Here is a 19,533-nt window from a genome sequence, read left to right on the forward strand (position 1 = left end):
GGCTGGTAAGCCGGAAACTACTTGCCCGCCTCAGCCAACTCACCGATAAACAGGAGAGTTGACAGCGGCGGGCAGTAGCACCAGGAGAGGCTCTATCAGAGTGCGACGTTAATACCCAGGAAGTACGAGCGGCCAACCGGGCTCACTGGATAGGCACGTTCAGTTATGAACGGTTTTTCATCGGTAATGTTGCTGATACCACCATAGAAACGCACGGTATCATTGAACTGGTAGTTACCCGACAGGTTGTGTGAGTAAAACTCGTCAGTGAAAATGCCTTCACCGTAGTTCTGGACTGCAGTCTCAATTGGGCCTGTCAGCGCCATCTCGCTCAGATACTGTGATCGCAGACTGATACTCCAGTTGTCGCGACCAACGGTGGCAGACAACTGTCCAGCATATTCTGGCGAACGCATCTCCAACAGGTCTTCGTCAACGACAGCTTCTTCGCCCGGGTTGGTGGGCTCGACGAAGTCAAGCTTCAGCTGCTTGGTCACGTTAGTGCTCAAGGAGATGTTGTAGTCAGCCAGCTGAAAGCGGTATGACAGGTTCAAGTCAACACCTTCTGCCAACGCTTCACCAAAGTTCAGCTGGGTTTGACGAAGGAAGACAAAACCGCCGGACTGTGCTGATGTTGAAGTGCTGTTACGCTGAATCAATTCACAGAACGGGTTGTTGATTGATGCCGCGTCGTAGCAGCTGTTCACAATGTTCTGAGAAGAAATCTCGGCAATCGCCTCCTCTATTTCGATGTTCCAGTAATCCATGCTCACCGTGAAGCCTTCCAGGAATCGCGGCTGGAATACAAAACCAACCGTCTCCGTGGTAGCAATTTCCGGCTTCAGGTTTGGGTTACCCCCGACGACACCCGGGAATCCGGCTGACAGCGGGTCTACGAAAATGTAGTTCCCGTTGGCATCGAAGATTTTTGACTGCTGTACACCATTGGCGGTCAGATCGGCCACACAGTTAGCTTGACGCAGGGCCGGATTCGGGCCACTGGCAATCTGCGATGCATCACAGGGATCATTGGGACGGAAGCTTTGTCCCTGCTCTGGCGAATACAGTTCGAACAGGTTAGGTACCCGTACCGCTTCGCTGTAATTGGCGCGGATACGGAAGTCCATGACGGGCGCCCAGACACCGCCAACACTGTAAGTATCGTTGCTACCAAAGGTCGAATAGTCAGCACGACGGAAAGCCGCATCAACTGTCAGTGTCTCTGCCAGGGGCAGACCGGCCAGAATGGGCAGTTCTGCTTCCACAAACATATCCCATACATCGTACTTGGCACTGGTATTCAGCAGCCGGTTACCGGGTGAGCTGCCCAGGCTCTTTGCGGCACTGACGTCACCTACCCAGTCTCCCGGACTGAAGCTGGTGCCCTGCGGCGTTACACCGCTGACCTGGATAATGCCTTGATCGTAGCTGTCGAAGGACTGTGAGCTTTTCTCTTCGCGCCATTCACCACCGGCTGCAAAAGAAACAGGGCCACCCTGCAGAGAGAACCAGTTGGCACTGGAACCGCTTACAAAACCCATTACGACCGACTGCTCAATACTCTCTTCAACGGTACGTGTGTAAGAGAAAAAGTCGATGGCTTCCTGGCTGATTGAGCCTTTGCCGCCCCAAATATTGGCTGGCTGGCACTGGCCGTCACCAGGTGCGAAGGTGAAGAACGGCGACACTGCACGTCCACCCAGGTAGGCGGGGAAGTTAAATGGTGTGGTACGCGGGTAGGCAGTCGGGTCGAGATCCGAACGACAAACCGGCTGACCTGTTGCCGGGTCAGTTGTCACGTCGATGGCCGCAAAGAAGCGGTCAGTAATCGGCGTAAACGGAGACTCCATAGTGCGCTCAAACTTACCGTAGTTGGCAGAGACTTCGTAATCCAGACCCAGATCGTCGAAGCTGCCGCGCAGACCGGTTACCAGACGGTAGGTAGTACGCTCGTTGTAGGACTCATTGTGCCCCCAGTCGTCGGAGTCACGTGAAATGTAAAGTCCGCCCGGGCCAACGAAGCCCACGCCTGGATTAGTGGCAAATGGCGCCAGCTGTGCAGGCAGGAAGGGGTTATCCGGCGCACCATACAACAAGTCGGTTGCCTGGTTGCCGCCGCCACCGAAAGTCACATCATGACGAACGTACTTGGTCTCGACAAACGCTGTTGTGGTTGGCGTAAGATCATAGTTGGCGTTCAGGTTAACAGCCCACTTGGTATCCTCAGGTATAACAAACGGGCGGTTCGGCGCGATGTAAGATCCGGCCGCACCAAACTGGTTGAAGTTACCTGCCACCAGACCGTCCTGATACGTATTCAGGCTGCCATCCTCACCAATAATCCAGCAACCACCGGCTGCGCCAAATGAAGCTGTGCCGTCCAGGCTCGAGTTGTAACCGGTGAAACTGTCCAGACAGTCACCAGTGCCGTTGCCGTCAAGGTCAGGTTCCTGACCCAGACCTATTGTGGTACCAAAGTCACCCAGTGCTACCACACCGTAAGGGGAAGTGATGTTAAAGGTACGACCAGGCAGCAGTGCACGTGGTGACGCCGAGTTAATGCGGTCCAGGAGAGCCTGTTCAGCTGAGGTCAAAGTAGGTTGCGCACCAAAGGCTGAGTTGTAGCTATTGCCAAAGGCTGTTGCTGTCGGAATACGTGCGCCGAATGGATATCGGCCAGTGTTGTCAAAATTGTAGTAGCGCGCCAGGTTAGGCATTGTGCTGGGGTCAATGTCACCCTTCTGGAATCGCAGCAGCGGATTGACATCGCCCGTTGCGCGGCCTCCGTTTGCAAGGAAATCACGATCGCCAGCTCGCAGACCTGCGGAATAATCGTGCTGCAATGACAGATTCACGTTACCGCGATTGGCATCGAAGTTGCGCCCCAGCAGCGCGCGTATGCTGTTAGTCTCCGCATCGCCTTCGCCAGACATGCCTGTTCTGAAGTCGATGTCTACACCTTCAAAATCGTCCTTAAGTACAAAGTTGACAACACCAGTCACCGCATCCGCACCGTATACGGCAGACGCGCCGCCGGTCAGTACTTCTACACGCTCAATCAACGCCGATGGAATTGTTGATACATCAACAGAAGAGGTACCTTCGATACCAGACACGTGACGCCGTCCGTTAACCAGCGTGAGAGTACGCTGGGAGCCCAGGCCGCGCAGGTTGAGCGCGCTACCACCAACGTTACTGGCACGGCCCACGTTCTGCGCAGAGTTGCCGATTGATGCTGTACTGGTAACTGAAGACAGCAGAGCCGGGTTCTCATTCAACACTTCGCCAATGTCGATACTAGCCGAACTGGTGAGATCATCGGCGCTGATCACAGACAGGGGCTGCGGCGAGGTTGCGTTATCCATTCTCTGAATACGGCTGCCTGTAACGACCAGCTCTTCAATCTGCGGCGCCTCTTGTGCGTAGAGTGATGGCACGGTAGTCGCACTCATCAGCAACGCGATCGCAGTGTGAAGTCGCTGACGTCTTACAGTAGTAGTTGTTTTCTTCATATCTTTCATTAGCCTCATTACAATCAGTAATTGATACGCTCCCTGCCAGGACGTGATCAGAGTCAATTCAAATCATCGAACGAGGTTTAGCAAGTTGCGTACCAGCTAATGAGTCATGATAAATATCAAAGGCTTATGGTTCAGAAAGAGTGCGCGAGAAAAACAGCGTGCTTCAAAAAGAGGCAACGCGGATATGCGAAGCCACTTTATTGTGCATTGAATTATGTTTTTATGTTATTAAACAATAACTTAGGCGAGATACGAGCAGTTATATTATTTCATTTCTACGTTCATTGGTTAACTAGCTTTTTTACTTATACGTCAACTAAAAAGGTGTGCGTTTAACTTAGAAATTACAGTTTATTAGGCCTATGACGTAGATGATTCCAGCGACTACGTCATTCGACGTACCGACGTGTTGGCGTATAAAAATCGCAGGTGTCACTTTTATTATCGACACAACGGATAGACCACTTTAATTAAATAAAGTTCTTGCAGAATTTCTGGAAGTTATCGGCGCAGCACCATCAACCATCTGCCAATATTGACGACACTGGCCAGCGCTCCAGCAAAGTATGTAAGCGCGGCTGCTTTCAGTACCTGCCGCGCACTGCGAATCTGGGAGTCATCCAGATATTCTCCCTCTACCAGTATGGGTAGAGCCTTGTTAAAACTGGCATCCCACTCCTCGGGTAGCACGATCAGGTAGGCCATTGCGCCTGCCAGTTGCAGCAACACACTCAGCCCGATGACAGTCCCGATGGCGATTGGCGAACGCAGCACCAAAGCGGCAACCGGTACCGACCACATCAAGGCGATGCCCATCTTGTTGAGCCGCGCCGCCATGGGCATGTATTTGCTTCTCAGTTCAAAGATGGACTCGCGGCGATGAAACTGGATTGCGTGTCCGACTTCGTGAGCGGCTACAGCCACAGCCGTAACGGATCGACCGTGGAAGTTGCTCGGGCCAAGGCGAACCATTTGCGCCTGCGGGTCAAAATGATCCCGCCCCTCATCGGTCTCTTCCACCCCGATACCGGTCAGCGCAAAGCGTTGAATCAGATGCTGTGCAAGCTCTCCTCCAGTGCCTGGCATATCGGGAACTTCCCGATGATGTTTACGCATAACGTGCTTGACCCATAGCTGGGGTGCAAACACCAGCGCAGCCAGGAACAGACCCAGTATTGCCAACACCATGCAGTAAATTCCTCACAAGGGCTTGAATTGTGCAACTAATCTAATGATAATGATTCTCATTACCATAGCCAGCCACGTCGACACGATGCCAGCCAACGGTTAACCAGGACATTTATCGGTCCATATCAGACAAGAGAGGTTAGCATGACAGGATATTACATTTACGCCAGCATCAATGACGGCAAACCCAGTCTGCAGGTGGTTGACGCCGATTCTCAGGAAACCTGCCTGGACTGGGCCGGTCACGAAGTAAGCAATAGCCCGGATACTTCCGAGATTTCTGATCAGGATCTGCAGGAGCTGTTTCGCCGATTGTTACTGGTAACCTGCCGGCAAAAGCTCAAGGCACGGGTAAAGCAGGCCAAGACCCGCAGGGCACAGCATTGATGGCTGTACACCACGGGCCCGGCAGTTGGTGACGCCGTCAAAAGCCGCGCAGGGAAGCGTAGCGGTCGCGGTGATAGCTCGCATCCCCCAGGGTCTGCTGAGCCACCCGTGCGCGTTTGATAAAGAAACCAATATCAAACTCGTCGGTCATACCGATGCCGCCGTGCATCTGGATACCCTCATTGCTGACGAGCTCGTAGACCTCGGATAGTTTGGCTTTACACATACTCGCCAGTGCAGGGATATCCTCCGCATCATCTCCACGGTCAAGCTCTAGCAGGGCCTTGCGCACGAGCGATCTGCACAGCTCTATCTCGGAGTACATGATCGCTGCCCGGTGTTGCAAAGCCTGAAAGGCACCAATCTGCACACCAAACTGTGTACGCTGCTGCAGGTAGTCAACGATGCGCTCAAACACCTCCTGCACACCACCCAGCATCTCTGCAGCCAGGCCAATTCGGCCGATGTCCAGTGTGCGCTCCAGCGCAGCTCTGCCCTGACCCTCTGCGCCCATCAAGGCGTCAGCCGGCACTTTCACATTGTCAAACCTGACATTGCCAGCATTGCGATTGTCGACCATGTTCAGCTGTTGCACCGAAATACCCGGCGTCGCCGCATCGACTACAAACAGGCTGATGCCGTCCTCTGAGTCTGTCGGATCACTGCTTCTGGCCACCACGACAAAGTGTTCGGCCACATGTGCATCCAGGACAAACACCTTGTGACCGTTGAGAGTATATCCGTCAGCGGTTTTTTCAGCGCCAAGAGCGATATTCGACGGTCTGTGAAGAGCCCCCTCCTCAAGTGCGAAGGCAAGGACAGCTTCACCCGCGGCGACCTTCGGCAGCAATTCACCCTTCTGTGCATCTGAGCCTGCCAGGTTGATGGCCGTCGCGCATAGAAGCACAGTTGACACCAGTGGCGTCGGCACCAGGGTGCGCCCTGTTTCCTCAAGCACAATGCCCAGCCCTGAATAACCGAACTCAAAACCACCGTAGGCCTCCGGAATGGCCATACCGGCCCAGCCCAGACCCACCATGGCCTGCCACAGCTCGTCTGAAAAACCGCGCGGGTCCTTCTCGTCGCGCAATTTTCGCAATACCGCGACAGTTGCTTTCTCGCGACAAAAATCACGCGCTGATTCCTGAAGCATTAGCTGATCTTCGTTGAGTACCAATGACATGTAAAAGTCCTCCCTTACTTTTTGTTACTGGCGACCATGGAGGTCATGTCTGGCAGGCCCAATACCCGCTTGGCAATCACATTCAGCTGTACCTCATAGGTGCCTCCTTCAATTGAATTGCCTTTCGAGCGCAGCCATTGTCTGGTGGTATCCAGCTCTCGTGCACTGAAGTCACTGCCGTCTTCGGTTAGTGACTCCCAGCCCAGCGCCTGGGTGCCTGCTGCTTTCAGCGCCAGCTCATAACGCCGCTTGTTCAGTTCACAGCCGTAATTCTTCAGCATTGACGACGTCGCATTCGGCCCCTTGCTCTGTTTGGCTTCCTGCGCCGAGCGCTGCGAGGTCAGTGAGAATGCCTCACTGTCTATCATGAACTGGGCGATCTGGTCGCGCAGGGCGGGATCGGACAGTTTGCCGGTATCACCCCGATACGACATGGCGGTCTGCGCCAGCGAGTCGGCCAGGCCACCACGGTTGTTGCGACCACTGCTGAGCCCAAAGCCGGAAATCATCGTGCGCTCATGCTGCAGCAGCCGCTTGGCTATAGTCCAGCCGTCATTGAGGCGACCGACGACATTGCCAGCCGGCACGCGCACATTGTCAAAGAAAGTTTCACAGAACACCGAATTGCCACTGATCAGCTTGATGGGTTTAGTGGTCACGCCTGGTGACGCCATATCAAACAGTATGAAGCTGATACCACTGTGCTTGGGCGCTTCGAAATCAGTGCGCACAAGACAGAATATCCAGTCAGCCTTGTCAGCATAGGAGGTCCAGATCTTGGAGCCATTAATCACGTATTCGTCGCCGTCCAGGATAGCCTTGGTGCCCAGTCCGGCCAGGTCCGAACCTGCGCCCGGCTCGCTGTAGCCCTGACACCAGCGGATCTCGCCGCGGACGATTTTAGGAATATGTTCCAGCTTCTGCTCGTGGGTCGCCATTTCCAGCAGCACGGGTCCCAGCATGCTGATACCGAAGCTAACTAATGGTGGTCGCGCCTTGATGCGCTGCATCTCTTCCGCCAGCACCATCGATTCAGCCTTGCTCAGGCCACCGCCACCATACTCGGCCGGCCAGGTCGGCGTGGTCCAGCCTTTGTCCGCCATTCGGTCCAGCCAGACTTTGCTGTCCGGGTTCTTGAACTCGGCATTGCGCCCACCCCAGACCACCTCATCTTCGGGCATGGGCGTGCGCATAGACGCCGGACAGTTTTCTTCCAGCCAGGCACGGGATTCCGCGCGGAATGATTCCAGATCCTGCAAGGGGCACCTCCTTGGTAAGTGTCTTTTTACATGCCCAGAGTGTACCAAGGAGAAGGTGTTAAATCAGCAGAATCTATGTCTGCCGGGCTACTAATTCATGGATTTAATAGGCGCATCGATCGGGCTGTCCGTCTGATCAATCTGTCGCTCTATAACAGGAGAGGTGCCGATGAACTATGCTGATGATAATCTGTCCATTGAATGACAATAACAACAAGGAGAGACTCAGGATGTCGAACGTTATCAGCGTCCCTGCAGAGATAAGGACTGGCGAAAATCGGGTAGCACTGGTCCCGGAAATAGCCAAAAAATTGATCGCTGCCGGAACTACCATTCAAGTTCAGACACTGGCTGGTGAGCATGCCGGCTTCAGCGATGAGGACTATACCGCTGCAGGTGCAAGTATATGTCCGGACGATTCGCTACTCGGTACAGCTGATGTCGTTTTAACTGTAAACCCTCTGACCGAGACCCAGCTTCAAAAACTGCGCGATGGCAGCATCCTGATTGGATATCAGAACCCATGGTCAGATACGCAGCGGTTCAAGCTGCTTCAGGACAAGAAGATCAGCGCCATTTCAATGGAACTGATCCCCCGCATCTCCCGTGCCCAGGCAATGGACTCGTTGTCATCTCAGGCCTCAATCGCCGGTTACAAGAGCGTCCTGATGGCAGCCTCATTGTCTGGCAAGTTTTTCCCCATGCTGACCACCGCAGCGGGTACTGTGCGTCCATCCAAAGTACTGGTCATTGGTGCCGGCGTGGCCGGCCTGCAGGCAATTGCCACGGCACGCCGACTGGGCGCCATGGTCGAAGCCTATGACGTACGCGCTGCCGTCAAGGAACAGGTTGAATCACTGGGTGCAAGATTTGTTGATATCGACATCAAGGCTGAAGGCAGCGGCGGCTATGCCCGGGAACTGACCGAGGAAGAAAAACAGAAACAGCAGGAGATTCTTGCCCGCCATGTCGCGGCTTCGGATGTGGTCATCTGTACTGCCGCCCTTCCCGGCCGCGCCTCACCCCGCATTATTCCCACAGACATGGTCAACAACATGAAAGGCGGCGCGGTGATTGTGGATCTGGCCGCAGAGGGTGGTGGTAATTGCGAACTCACCCGACCGGGTGAGACCGTGATGCATAACCGCGTGACCATTTATGGACCGATTAACGTGCCATCAACTGTACCCAACCATGCCAGTGAATTGTACGCAAAAAACCTGTTCAATCTGCTCGGCCTGATCATCAAAGAGGACTCGCTCCAGATAGATCTGGACGATCAGATCCTCAAAGACAGCCTGATCACTCACGCTGGCGACATCATCAACGATGCAGTGCAAGAGCGACTGCAGGCAAGCACTAACTAGGGGAGAACAACATGATCGAAGGACTCGCAGCGATTTACATCTTTCTACTGGCCGGCTTTACCGGATTCGAAATCATCAGCCGTGTGCCGGTGATTCTTCACACCCCGTTGATGTCGGGCTCCAATTTCGTTCACGGCATTGTCCTTGTAGGCGCGATGATCGCGCTTGGCATTGCAGAAACCACATCGCAACAGGTCATAGGCTTTATAGCAGTGTTACTTGCTGCCGGAAACGCGGTTGGCGGCTATGTGGTGACTGAGCGCATGCTGGAAATGTTCAAGAGCACAAACAAGCAGGGAGACAAAAAATAAATGGAACTTATTATTCAGATCAGCTACCTGCTGGCAGCCATCATGTTCATTCTCGGGCTCAAGCAGATGAGTTCGCCAGTCACCGCCCGGCGCGGCATTCACTGGGCCGGCGCGGGTATGGTGGTCGCTACACTTGTCACCTTTGCCGCAGAAGAGATCACCGGCAATGAACAGGCATCCACCAATGTCATTCTGATCATAATCGCGATTGCACTGGGCGGAGGTTATGCCTGGTACACGGGAAAGCGCGTGGCGATGACTGACATGCCACAGATGATCGCCATGTACAACGGCATGGGTGGCGGTGCCGCTGCCGCAATTGCAGCAGTGGAACTGCTAAAGGCCCAGGCTGCAGTAAGCGGAGGTTACGCCAGCAGCGTGCCGGATTACCTGGGCGCCGATGTGACGATCCTGGCGATTCTTGGCGCCATCATTGGCACCATTGCTTTTTCTGGCAGCATCATCGCCTGGGCCAAACTGGATGGTCGTTTGAACAGCAATCGTCTGCTGCCACAGCAGCAGTTGATCAATCTGATACTGGCCATCGTGCTGGTGGCTGTGGCGGTCAGTGTTTACACAAACGGCAGCCTCAATCTGATCATTGCCTTCTTTGCGATAGCACTGGTGCTGGGAATCTTTATCACGGTGCCGGTTGGCGGCGCAGACATGCCAGTGATCATTTCCCTGTTCAACGCCCTGACGGGGCTTGCGGTCGGCTTCGAGGGTTATGTGCTGGGCAATGCGGCAATGATCATCGCCGGCACGGTGGTCGGCTCAGCCGGCACCCTGCTGACTCACCTGATGGCCAAAGCCATGAACCGTTCGGTCTCGAATGTGTTTTTCAGTGGCTTTGGAACAGGCCATTCCGCTCAGGCGTCTGGGGACGAAGACGGTGGCACTCAAAAAGAAGTGCAGGCACAGGATGCCGGCATCATGATGGCTTATGCCAGTCAGGTGATCATTGTGCCGGGTTACGGCATGGCAGTTGCGCAGGCGCAGCACAAGATCTGGGAACTGACTCAGCTGTTAACTGACAAGGGCGTAAAAGTGAAGTTTGCCATTCACCCGGTCGCAGGACGCATGCCAGGCCATATGAACGTGTTATTGGCTGAAGCGGGTGTTCCCTACGATCTGATCTACGACATGGAGGACATCAACGCCGATTTCGCCAATACCACAGTAACGCTGGTAATTGGCGCCAATGACGTGGTCAATCCAGCCGCCAAAAAAGATCCCAACAGCCCCCTGTTTGGCATGCCAACTCTGCATGCTGAGTTGTCTGAGAATGTCATTGTTGTTAAACGCGGTCGTGGCACTGGCTTTTCGGGTGTCGAAAACCCGCTGTTTGTTGCGGAGAACACCCGTATGCTGTTTGGTGACGGACAGAAAGTGGCTAATGAACTGATCGTGGCGGTCAAGGAACTGTCGTAAGCACCCCAGAGCCCATAGGGCTCTGGGAATTATAGGGGGCGCGAACAAGTTTGACGCGCCTCTCTACTGAACCAGATCGGCCTTCTCAACTGCGAACTTGAATTCACCCAGGTGTCGGAGGGTCACATTAAAGGTCTCGGCGCCCACACGCACCAGCGGAAGAATCAGCTTGTTGTTGCCGCCATCAAAAAATGACGGCACGGCGTCGGGGTTGTCGCTGGTGTTCTCTGCGGCGCTGGCCAGGAAGAAATTCAGATTACCGGTATGCTTCAGAGTGACTGAGTAGTTCACTTTATCCACATACACCTTGGGAATGGTCACCAGATCTGCAACCGGGTCGTAGACGTTGATATCTGCCCGCACCTCCGCCAGCGAATCAACTACTGTGATGCCCGTTACATTGTCACTGATGAAGCTGAACAGCGCCGGTATCTTTGCATAGACACCAGGTGATCCCGGTGTTCCACAATTCGCTGTCTCACTGCCGCCAAAACTGCTCAAGCCAATCTGCAGCGCACCCTGATTACCATTCAGCTTAACGAACAATGGTCCTCCGCTGTCTCCCTGGCAGGTGTCTGATGTGTCGATATCGGCAAAGCTGCCGGCACAGAACATGTTAGATGTGATCAAACCCTCGTGGGCTGCTTCACACACCGGTGTCGTAACAGTAATTACCTGCGTCTGCAGCAGATCGTCGGAAGGACTCGTTCCGTCACCCACTGTCGCGCCCCAACCGGCAACGATGGTGGGGATGTGGGCCGGCAACGCACCGGTGAAAAGTTTTACCGGTGTCAGATTGACCGGGGAGGCCAGCTCCACCAGCGCAATATCGAAGTCATTGGCGTTCGGGCTGGTCTCTGCGTCGGGGTTATAGCTCGGATGAATGATGACGCGACTGGCGGAGCGCACGACGGCGCCACTGCTCACGTTATTGATGTTGTCCGAGTTAAGAGTGACTGTCACCAGCGATGCCGGATCGTCTGCCAGGGCATCACCCGCTGTGTTCAAAAAACAGTGTGCTGCAGAGAGTATCCAGCCGGGCGCTATCAGGCTTCCGCCGCAACCACCACCATTCTCACTGTCCTTGCCACCCTGAATAAACAGGCTGGCCATCCATGGATAGGATGATGTCGAGGCAGGCTTGCCATTAATGATTCTTGTTTGTGTTTGTGCATGGGTGCCATTCAAGAGCATGACCGAGCAACAGAACGCCAATGCTGTCAGGCTTATTTTTTTCATGATTCCTTCCTTATTAATAGCGAATTGGGCACATCAGTAGTACCAGGCGGTAGGGCGAGTCTGATGAATACAAGGGTCATAGTCCTAGATGAGGACCATCAGGTCAAGAAGCGGCCGAATCCTGAGGCACTCTGGCCTGCCTGCAACCGGCTCCTGACGTCTCGGGCTATGGAATAGATCCGCGTCCCCGTCCGTTAACGTATCGAGACTAACAGACGCTATGCACACTGGAGGCATAACAATGAGTACACGAAAAATCAGCCAACTGATGCTTTTAACTGGCGTTACTTTCCTGCTGGTTGCCTGCGCGTCGCAGCCTGCCTACCGCGCTGCCGAGAATGGCGGCTATGGATATTCGCACCGCGAACTGTCACAGGACCAGTATCGCGTTCAGTTCCGAGGCCGCGGCGACGATGCCGGCCGCGCGATGGATTATGCCATGCTGCGCGCCAGCGAATTGACCCTGGAAAAGGGCTATGACTGGTTTGACGTCGCCAGTCGCGACACGCTGGTCAACAACCAGCAGTCCGAGCCATCCGTTTCCGTATCTGCCTCAAGCGCCCGGTACGCAACCGTTCAGGATTGTGGTCTGTTAACCTGTACAACCTATCAGCGCCCTGTGCCACAGTATGGAGCTGGTGTGACAACCATGGGAGACTCACGCAGTACCGTCGAGGTCATCATGGAAATCCGCATGGGCAACGGTGAGCGTCCGAGCGGCCAAAACACCTATGATGCCCAGGAACTGTATTCCAGACTGAAACCCGAAGTCTGATCAGACTATTACTGCGGCTACCACATTCAGTGTCAGCCTCTTGAAATCCTGAGGACAGACCTTATCTGTCCAATTGGATAAACAACGAGGTTGATACCCATGAACAGTCGCATCATCAGTCTGATGGCTGCCGGACTGGGTCTTTGCCTGATGCTTACCGCCTGGCTGGCCTGGTCCAATTGGCAGCTGCAACAACAACTTGACAACATGAGCAGTGTCCAGCGCGATACGTCGTCATCCTCTGAGCCGGGCTGGCTGCGTCGTCTGGAAACGCAGGACATCCCCCAAAATCCTCCTCTGACTCAGTCGGCGCCTATGACCGGCTGGGACCCGTTTGCTGAAATGAACCGCATGCAGCAGCAGATTGATCGCTGGATGCAAGGCGCCACCCTCGGTTTTGGCCAGGCACAACGTGGCAGCCTGTTCTCTGCCACAACTGCGCAGCCGGATATCCGTATCGAGGAAGACACAGAGGCATACCGGGTCCGTATCACGGTACCTGAAGGAAGCGAGCTGGAGTTGAACACAGAAGTTGATGACCAGCGCCTGACCGTCAGTGGCGCTATCAGCTCTAAAGTCAACGAAACCGCTAACGGATCAACTCAGCGCTTTTTCAGCAGCAGTCAGTTCTCCAGGCAATTTACGCTGAATCGGCCCGTTGACAGTCTGGGCATGAGCAAAGAGGCAACGGACAACGAGGTTATCATCACCCTGCCCAAGGTATGAACCAATCTCCAGTGCACTGCCTGTCATGCTGCAGACAAGTTATGCAGCCAGCGCAGAGCGGTCTCGCGGCGATAATTAAATCTCGCCGCGTCTGGCTGCCTGAATAATATTGTCCGCGGCCCTGAAGGCCAGTGCCATGATGGTCATGGTGGGTTGACCGCGTCCGGAAGTTACCAGACTACTGCCATCTACCATATAGAGGTTAGGCACATCGTGGGCGCGATGGTATCGATCGATAACAGAGTTGGTTGGGTCATCGCCCATGCGACAGGTACCCAGCAAATGTACGCTGCCGTTCTGACCGTTCTGGGCGTAATAACCGGTTTGTTTTATGGCTCCGGCCGCTGACATCAACTCTGAGCATCTGTCATGGAAAAACTTCATGGTCGCGATGTCATCCGGATGATCCATGTAGGTGCAGCGCAGCGCCGGTCTTCCCCACTTGTCTTTCAGGGTCGGATCCAGGCTGACGTTATTACTGGACAGGGGAAGCGAGGTCGTGTGCCCGTTAAACGCAGCAGTGTGCGTGAACTCCTGGCCCAGGTTGCGCTTGAATTCACTCCCCCAGCTGGGACCGTCGAAAAGGCTGCCTCGCAGGGCGAGCCCCATGGGCGCGCCGCGGGACGGGTGCCTGCCGTCTATGCCACCGCCGCCGTAAAAGCCCAATGACGAATCAATCTCATAATAGTCGTGTACAACGCGTGTCGTAGGAACACTCTTGAAGGCATTTACGGGGTTTTCAAACAATCCCACCACCGAGCAGTGAGCATTAAACATCAGATTTTTGCCGACCATACCGCTGCTATTGGCCAGGCCATCCGGGAACCGGTTGCTGGCGGAGAGCAGCAACAGGCGTGGTGTTTCCGCACCATTGGCGCACAGCACGACAGCCTTGGCGCGCTGCGCCTGCTCGGTACCATCCGCCTCCCAGTAAACAACCTCACGTACCCGGCCGGTGTCGTCGGTATCGATTCGCGCTGCTGTGCATCCGGTGCGTAACTCACAATTGCCGGAAGCCAGTGCCTGGGGAATCATAGCGATCATGGTCGAAGACTTGGCGTTCATCTCACAGCCGAAACCATTACAAAAGCCACAGTGCGTGCAGGCTGGACGCCCGTTGTGAGGTTGAGACAGAATGGCCACCGGTGCTGGATAGGCCGTCAGTCCCAGCTGACGCGCCGCCCGCTCCAGCAAGACATCCGAGCCCTTCACAGGCATGGGAGGGCAGGGGTAATCGCGTGACCGGGGCGGATCCCAAGGACCCTGTAATCCAGACACACCAATCTCCCAGTCTACACGGGAATAATAGGGCTCCAGCTCGTCGTAGCTGATGGGCCAGTCGGCAAAATTGGTACCTGCGATAGTCCCTTTGACGCTGGCCTCCATAAAGTCGATGGGCCGAAAGCGCCAGAAATTACCGGAATAATGTACGCTACTGCCACCCACGTTGTGCGCGTAACCCAGCGCCTGTGGTACCGGTCGCGCTTCCTCGGTTTCAGATTTTCTGAAAGTCTGGGGATGCCCTTGCCTGGCACTCCAGGTTAGTTCGTTATTGACGTCGTAAGCCCATTCATCATGGCGAAAATCCCCAGCCTGCAAATGGGGTCCCTGCTCCAGCAGTACGACAGAATATCCGGCCATGCTCAGTTCTCTGGCCATTATGCCGCCTGCCGCGCCGGAGCCTATAATGACAAAATCCACCTCGGTGCGCGTATCAAACTTTGGCTGAGAGCCAGCTGATTCAGCCATGATTCACTCCCCTCTGGCGGCATAATCCGCGTCGTAGTATCCAAATGGCGGTTGCCAGAAATGGCGACTCTCAAAGCCAATCAGCCGATAGCCCGGCATATCCGGGCTACCGCCATACGCCGGTAATGCAAACATGCCTGCAATGGTAAGAAACCGCATCGTGCCAAAAAACTGCGTGAACTCAATGCTTGTCAGCACTTCATCCTGCTGGCTGCTATCAAGACTTGCAAAAAGTGGCGTATTGAAACGCTCCAGGACCACGGACTGCAATTCCTGCAATCCCGCTCGCAGCAGTGCAAGCTCATCATCGCGCCCATCGCCCAGCACATGATCCATAAAATGGATCACCCCGGCCTCATTGGCACCTGGCGTCTCGTCGCTGGGCAGGATGCGTGATGCAATGGCAGCCAGCTCACTGGCTTCATCGGAGTTGAGCGTTGAAAAAAGTGCTCCCTCTGCAGCCGACTGACGAGCACGTTCGCAGCCGCTTAGCACCATGGGCAGGGTCAGTACTATGCAGGATTGTTTTGCAAGTCGCGCAGTCAGGGCCAGCAACGCGCGGCGGGACATTGGGCCGTTCATGAGAAGTTCCTCTCTCGTAGCCTCATCGCGAAAACGCTATCCCGGCCAGCTGTTAACCGAACAGGATTTCAACTTGAGTCTAGCATGAACCGATAGAGATGCATCGAGGAATTGCTACGCTAAATGACATACGCGCGATGGACGTATATCTGCAGCAGAAGTGATTTCCGTAAAGTTACGTGCCACTCGTTCTACAACCAGGGCAGCTGGTACTGGACTATTCAGACTGTGTTGCGCTGGCGAACATGCCTCGCAACAAGCGTGGCAATCGACCGTCTATAAAAGTCAGCCCCAGAAAGATCACGGCCATACCCAGCAGGTGTGATGGGAGTATGGTCTCTCCCAGAAAAAGGGTACCCAGGATAATGGCAGAGATTGGCGCAATCAGCGTGGTCGTGGAGAAATTGGTTGCGCCAACCAGCGGCAACAAGCGGTACATGATCTGAAATGTAAACGCAGTGGAGATCAGACCAATCGCCAGCGCCGCGGCCCAGGAAGATGGCATCACCATCACAGGCAAACCATCCGCAGCCAAAGCCACAGGAATGGCTGCGACGGCTGACCCGGTTAAAGCTATGGACGTCAGTGCCGTGGGTTCGACATGCCGGAAGCTACGCACAATGTTCAAAGCCAGCGCATAACACAGGGTCGCCAACAGGCAGGCGCCGATTGCCCATACCCGCGAATTGCCGTCGGCCAGCAGTGCTGGAGACGCCAGAATCGCAACCCCGGAAAAACCAGCAACCACACCAACCGTTTTACTCCAGGTCATGCGTTCGCCATTAAGCCAGAAATGCGACACGATCACCGTCATGATAGGCGTCAGTGCGTTGATGATTGCCGCCACACCACTGGCCAACTGCGCCTGCGCTAACGGAAACAGGGCAAACGGAATGGCGTAGTTAAGCACGCCCAGCAATCCAAGCTTCAACCATAAAACCGGATCGCGCGGCACAGCCTTACGCATCGCCATCAGGAACAGCCAGCAGCCCAGCGCACCAATACCAACACGAAACGCTGTCACCCACAGCGGGCTCAACTCCCGAATCAGCAGTGCATTAAAAATAAATGAGCCGCCCCAGACCGCACCCAGAAATACGATCCAGAACCATTCCCGCAGGGTCATGGAGATTACTCTTAAGAAAATTTGCGCGCATTATGCGCGTTTTATCGGCGAGCGAACAGGTACAGTTTCAGGAAATATCCCGCGCACACAAACGACTGGCGGTGGTGATCTCTGCAGACAAACGTCGCCGGCAGTGTCGATAGGACACACTGCAGGCGACGTGAAAAACGAATCTTTTAACCTAATCCACAATCGCCTGATTTACGACATTGTGGAATCCTTCGCGGATGCGAATGTGGCTGTAAGGACGGATCTGGGTCAAAATGATTGCCACCAGCTCCTCCTCCGGATCAATCCAGAACAGAGTGCCGAATGCGCCGCCCCAGGACACCGAACCTTCGCTGTCAGACGTGTGGGCTTCTGCCCTGTCAAGCACAACGGAATAACCCAGCCCAAAGCCCATACCAGGACCACTCAACCACAATGGCAGGTCGCCAGTGTGATTGGCAAATATCAGTTCTACTGTTTTCTTGCCAAGCAATCTGACCCCATCCAGCTCACCGCCATTGAGCATCATCTGCTGGAAACGCACATAGTCATGCGCTGTAGATACCAGACCACCTGCACCTGAAAAGAAATTACGCGGCTCTGCGACATAGCGACTGTTGCTGTCGCCAACTTCGGTCAGCATCATACGGTTTTCATCGTCAGGATTGGGCCCGTAAAGTGTGGCAAAGCGATTGACCTTATCTGGCGGCAGGTAGAAGTAGGTATCACGCATCTGAAGCGGTTCAAAAATGCGTTCGCGGAAAAACGTATCCAGGTCCTGCCCCGAAATGACTTCCACAAGACGACCGACAACGCTGGTCGCAGCTGAATACTCCCAGCGCGTGCCTGGTTCGTAACGCAGTGGCAGAGTTGCCAGCCGCTCAGTCCAGCTGGCCAGGTCCTCGTCACCCATGACCTGGGACACACGGGAATATCGGGCTACGTCACCCCGGTAACTGTTCATCAGTCCGGCAGTGTGAGTCAGTATGTGGGTAAACGTGATTGGTGTTCTGGCCGGTTCAAGCCGCGTGTTGCCCGCCTCGTCCTCAACCTGCACCATCATGTCAGAGAATTCTGGCAGCCAGTCCGAGATAGGATCATCCAGCTGGAACCAGCCTTCTTCATAAAGCATCATCAAGGCGACGGAGGCGATCGGTTTGGTCATCGATGCCATGCGAAAAATGGTGTCCCTTGTCATCGGCTGATTGCGTTCAACATCCTTCATACCCTGCGCACTGAAATGCACAACACGCCCCTTGCGCGCGACCAGCGTTACTGTGCCGGCAACCATCTCATCGTCGATATAACGCTGGGTAAAGTCATCAATACGTTGCAGGCGTTCGGAGGACATGCCGACAGTTTCTGGCTCGGCCATGGGCAGTCCGGATTCGGGGGTTTGCGCGATTGCTGACAGGGGTGTCAGTAGCGCGGCCGTCAGGGCAAGACGGCGCAATTGTCTGGCAGCTGGCTTCATGGAGCTTCTCCTCTTATGTGACCCGTTTTGGTATTTTGGTTTTCAGGGCAGAATTCGAGAATAGCGATCTTGACGGACAAATGCCAATCAAATCACAGAAATGCAAAAGCCCCGGACCGGATGTTCAAATCCTGACCGGGGCTTTTGCATTGTGTTCTTTTTTTCAGCCGCGAAGCACTACACGACCCTGCACTTTACCCGCTTTGAGGTCGGCCAGCGCCTGTGTGGCCTGGTCCAGTGGGCGTTCCTCAATGCGGATAGGTGCAATTTTGCCAGCTCGAACCAGCTCCATCAGCTCACCCATTTCCTGCAGACTGCCAACGTAGGTACCCTGAATAATACGGGCGCTCATGGGTATAAACGGCAGTGGCATGTTCAACGCTCCACCATAAAGACCCACGATAATGATCTTGCCACCCTTACGCAGGCAGCCCAGACCAAAGTTGACTGATGCCTCCGCGCCAACAAAATCGATGGCCGCGTAGGCACCGCCGGCAGTCAGCTTTTTGATTTCCTTGCTTGCTGCACGATCACTGGAGTTAAACACCGCTTTCGCCCCGAGCTCTGCCGCAGCAGCCAGTTTCTGGTCGTCTATGTCGACCACTATTGGCTTGATGCCCATGGCAAGAGCAATCTGCAGCGCCATCATGCCGACACCACCAGCACCGATCAGCACAACCTCGTCGCCATCGGTCAGCGCACCGACCTTTTTCAGCGCGCTGTAGGCAGTCAGACCGGAGCACGCGTATGTCGATGCAAGCGAGTCAGAAACCTCACCTTTGTCGAACAGGTACCGCGGGTGAGGCACCACAACATACTCAGCAAAACCACCCTGATTGACAGTGCCCAGACCGCGACCCGGTGTACATAAATGCTCTTCGCCGCGCCGGCAGCTGGCGCATTCACCACAACCGATCCAGGGATAAACCACGCGTCGGTCACCGACAGCGACACCCTTCGCATCTGGCCCCACGGCAACTACTTCACCAAAGATTTCATGACCCAGAACCAGGCCGGATCTGCCCACGTCGAGCTTCTTGTCATTGCCCAGATTGAACTCACCGTCATGCAGGTGAATGTCTGAGTGACAGACACCGCAGGCCACCATCTTCACCAATACTTCACTACCCTGCGGCTGTGGCGTATCGGACTCAACGCGTTGCAGCGGCGCGCCCGGCGCCGCAGTCTGGTAAGAAATCATGTCTGCTCCTGTCGTTGAGCTATGGA

General features: G+C 54.8%; 16 protein-coding genes. 6 read left to right on the top strand and 10 right to left on the bottom strand.

Annotated features, from left to right (window positions below; translation table 11 throughout):
• Positions 1-95 precede the first annotated feature (95 nt).
• Entirely contained in the window at positions 96-3,512 is a 3,417-nt protein-coding gene (locus QGM61_RS00845) for a TonB-dependent receptor domain-containing protein (protein WP_281131529.1), read from the bottom strand.
• A gap of 510 nt (positions 3,513-4,022) precedes the next feature.
• A complete protein-coding gene (locus tag QGM61_RS00850) occupies positions 4,023-4,709 on the bottom strand; it encodes a zinc metallopeptidase (protein WP_281131530.1) in 687 nt (228 codons plus the stop codon).
• Between the two features lie 144 nt (positions 4,710-4,853).
• Here QGM61_RS00850 and QGM61_RS00855 point away from each other — a divergent pair, with 144 nt between their 5' ends.
• Entirely contained in the window at positions 4,854-5,096 is a 243-nt protein-coding gene (locus tag QGM61_RS00855; protein WP_237133279.1) for a hypothetical protein, read from the top strand.
• A 37-nt stretch (positions 5,097-5,133) separates the two neighbouring features.
• Here QGM61_RS00855 and QGM61_RS00860 read toward each other — a convergent pair whose 3' ends face one another.
• Together QGM61_RS00860 and QGM61_RS00865 are read right to left on the bottom strand one after the other, a co-directional pair.
• Entirely contained in the window at positions 5,134-6,279 is a 1,146-nt protein-coding gene (locus tag QGM61_RS00860) for an acyl-CoA dehydrogenase family protein (RefSeq protein WP_237133278.1), read from the bottom strand.
• A 14-nt stretch (positions 6,280-6,293) separates the two neighbouring features.
• Entirely contained in the window at positions 6,294-7,538 is a 1,245-nt protein-coding gene (locus QGM61_RS00865) for an acyl-CoA dehydrogenase family protein (RefSeq protein ID WP_281131531.1), read from the bottom strand.
• A 230-nt stretch (positions 7,539-7,768) separates the two neighbouring features.
• Between QGM61_RS00865 and QGM61_RS00870 the strand changes: the two genes are divergently transcribed.
• From QGM61_RS00870 to QGM61_RS00880, 3 genes are read left to right on the top strand one after another with little or no spacing between them, the layout of a single operon-like run.
• Complete coding sequence (locus tag QGM61_RS00870; RefSeq protein ID WP_281131532.1) at positions 7,769-8,905, top strand: Re/Si-specific NAD(P)(+) transhydrogenase subunit alpha; 1,137 nt, start codon at positions 7,769-7,771, stop codon at positions 8,903-8,905.
• A gap of 11 nt (positions 8,906-8,916) precedes the next feature.
• Positions 8,917-9,216 carry an NAD(P) transhydrogenase subunit alpha gene (locus QGM61_RS00875; protein ID WP_237133275.1) on the top strand — a complete coding sequence of 100 codons (300 nt, stop codon included), beginning with the start codon at positions 8,917-8,919 and terminating at the stop codon, positions 9,214-9,216.
• Positions 9,217-10,647, top strand: a complete 1,431-nt coding sequence (locus tag QGM61_RS00880) for an NAD(P)(+) transhydrogenase (Re/Si-specific) subunit beta (RefSeq protein ID WP_237133274.1) — start codon at positions 9,217-9,219, stop codon at positions 10,645-10,647.
• Between the two features lie 63 nt (positions 10,648-10,710).
• Here the strand turns inward: QGM61_RS00880 and QGM61_RS00885 are convergent, their stop codons facing one another.
• A complete protein-coding gene (locus QGM61_RS00885; protein ID WP_237133273.1) occupies positions 10,711-11,886 on the bottom strand; it encodes a S1 family peptidase in 1,176 nt (391 codons plus the stop codon).
• A 241-nt stretch (positions 11,887-12,127) separates the two neighbouring features.
• On the opposite strand from QGM61_RS00885, the gene QGM61_RS00890 reads away from it, so the two are divergent.
• Together QGM61_RS00890 and QGM61_RS00895 are read left to right on the top strand one after the other, a co-directional pair.
• Positions 12,128-12,661, top strand: coding sequence for a CC0125/CC1285 family lipoprotein (locus tag QGM61_RS00890; RefSeq protein ID WP_237133272.1), 534 nt, complete (start codon positions 12,128-12,130; stop codon positions 12,659-12,661).
• 99 nt (positions 12,662-12,760) lie between these two features.
• A complete protein-coding gene (locus tag QGM61_RS00895) occupies positions 12,761-13,387 on the top strand; it encodes an Hsp20/alpha crystallin family protein (protein WP_281131533.1) in 627 nt (208 codons plus the stop codon).
• Positions 13,388-13,462: 75 nt separating this feature from the next.
• Here QGM61_RS00895 and QGM61_RS00900 read toward each other — a convergent pair whose 3' ends face one another.
• The 5 genes from QGM61_RS00900 to QGM61_RS00920 all read right to left on the bottom strand — a co-directional run bounded on the left by QGM61_RS00900 (position 13,463) and on the right by QGM61_RS00920 (position 19,507).
• The gene (locus tag QGM61_RS00900; protein ID WP_281131534.1) at positions 13,463-15,136 is read right to left on the bottom strand and encodes a GMC family oxidoreductase; all 1,674 of its coding nucleotides are present in this window, start codon (positions 15,134-15,136) and stop codon (positions 13,463-13,465) included.
• A gap of 3 nt (positions 15,137-15,139) precedes the next feature.
• A complete protein-coding gene (locus tag QGM61_RS00905; RefSeq protein ID WP_281131535.1) occupies positions 15,140-15,718 on the bottom strand; it encodes a gluconate 2-dehydrogenase subunit 3 family protein in 579 nt (192 codons plus the stop codon).
• A 217-nt stretch (positions 15,719-15,935) separates the two neighbouring features.
• The gene (locus tag QGM61_RS00910; protein WP_237133268.1) at positions 15,936-16,844 is read right to left on the bottom strand and encodes a DMT family transporter; all 909 of its coding nucleotides are present in this window, start codon (positions 16,842-16,844) and stop codon (positions 15,936-15,938) included.
• A 181-nt stretch (positions 16,845-17,025) separates the two neighbouring features.
• A complete protein-coding gene (locus QGM61_RS00915; RefSeq protein WP_237133267.1) occupies positions 17,026-18,306 on the bottom strand; it encodes a serine hydrolase domain-containing protein in 1,281 nt (426 codons plus the stop codon).
• A 163-nt stretch (positions 18,307-18,469) separates the two neighbouring features.
• Positions 18,470-19,507 (bottom strand): alcohol dehydrogenase, encoded by a 1,038-nt coding sequence (locus QGM61_RS00920; RefSeq protein WP_281131536.1) that lies wholly within the window; start codon positions 19,505-19,507, stop codon positions 18,470-18,472.
• Between the last annotated feature and the right edge of the window lie 26 nt (positions 19,508-19,533).

It is taken from the genome of Pseudohongiella sp. SYSU M77423, from assembly GCF_029911965.1.
Taxonomy (GTDB): Bacteria; Pseudomonadota; Gammaproteobacteria; order Pseudomonadales; family Pseudohongiellaceae; genus Pseudohongiella.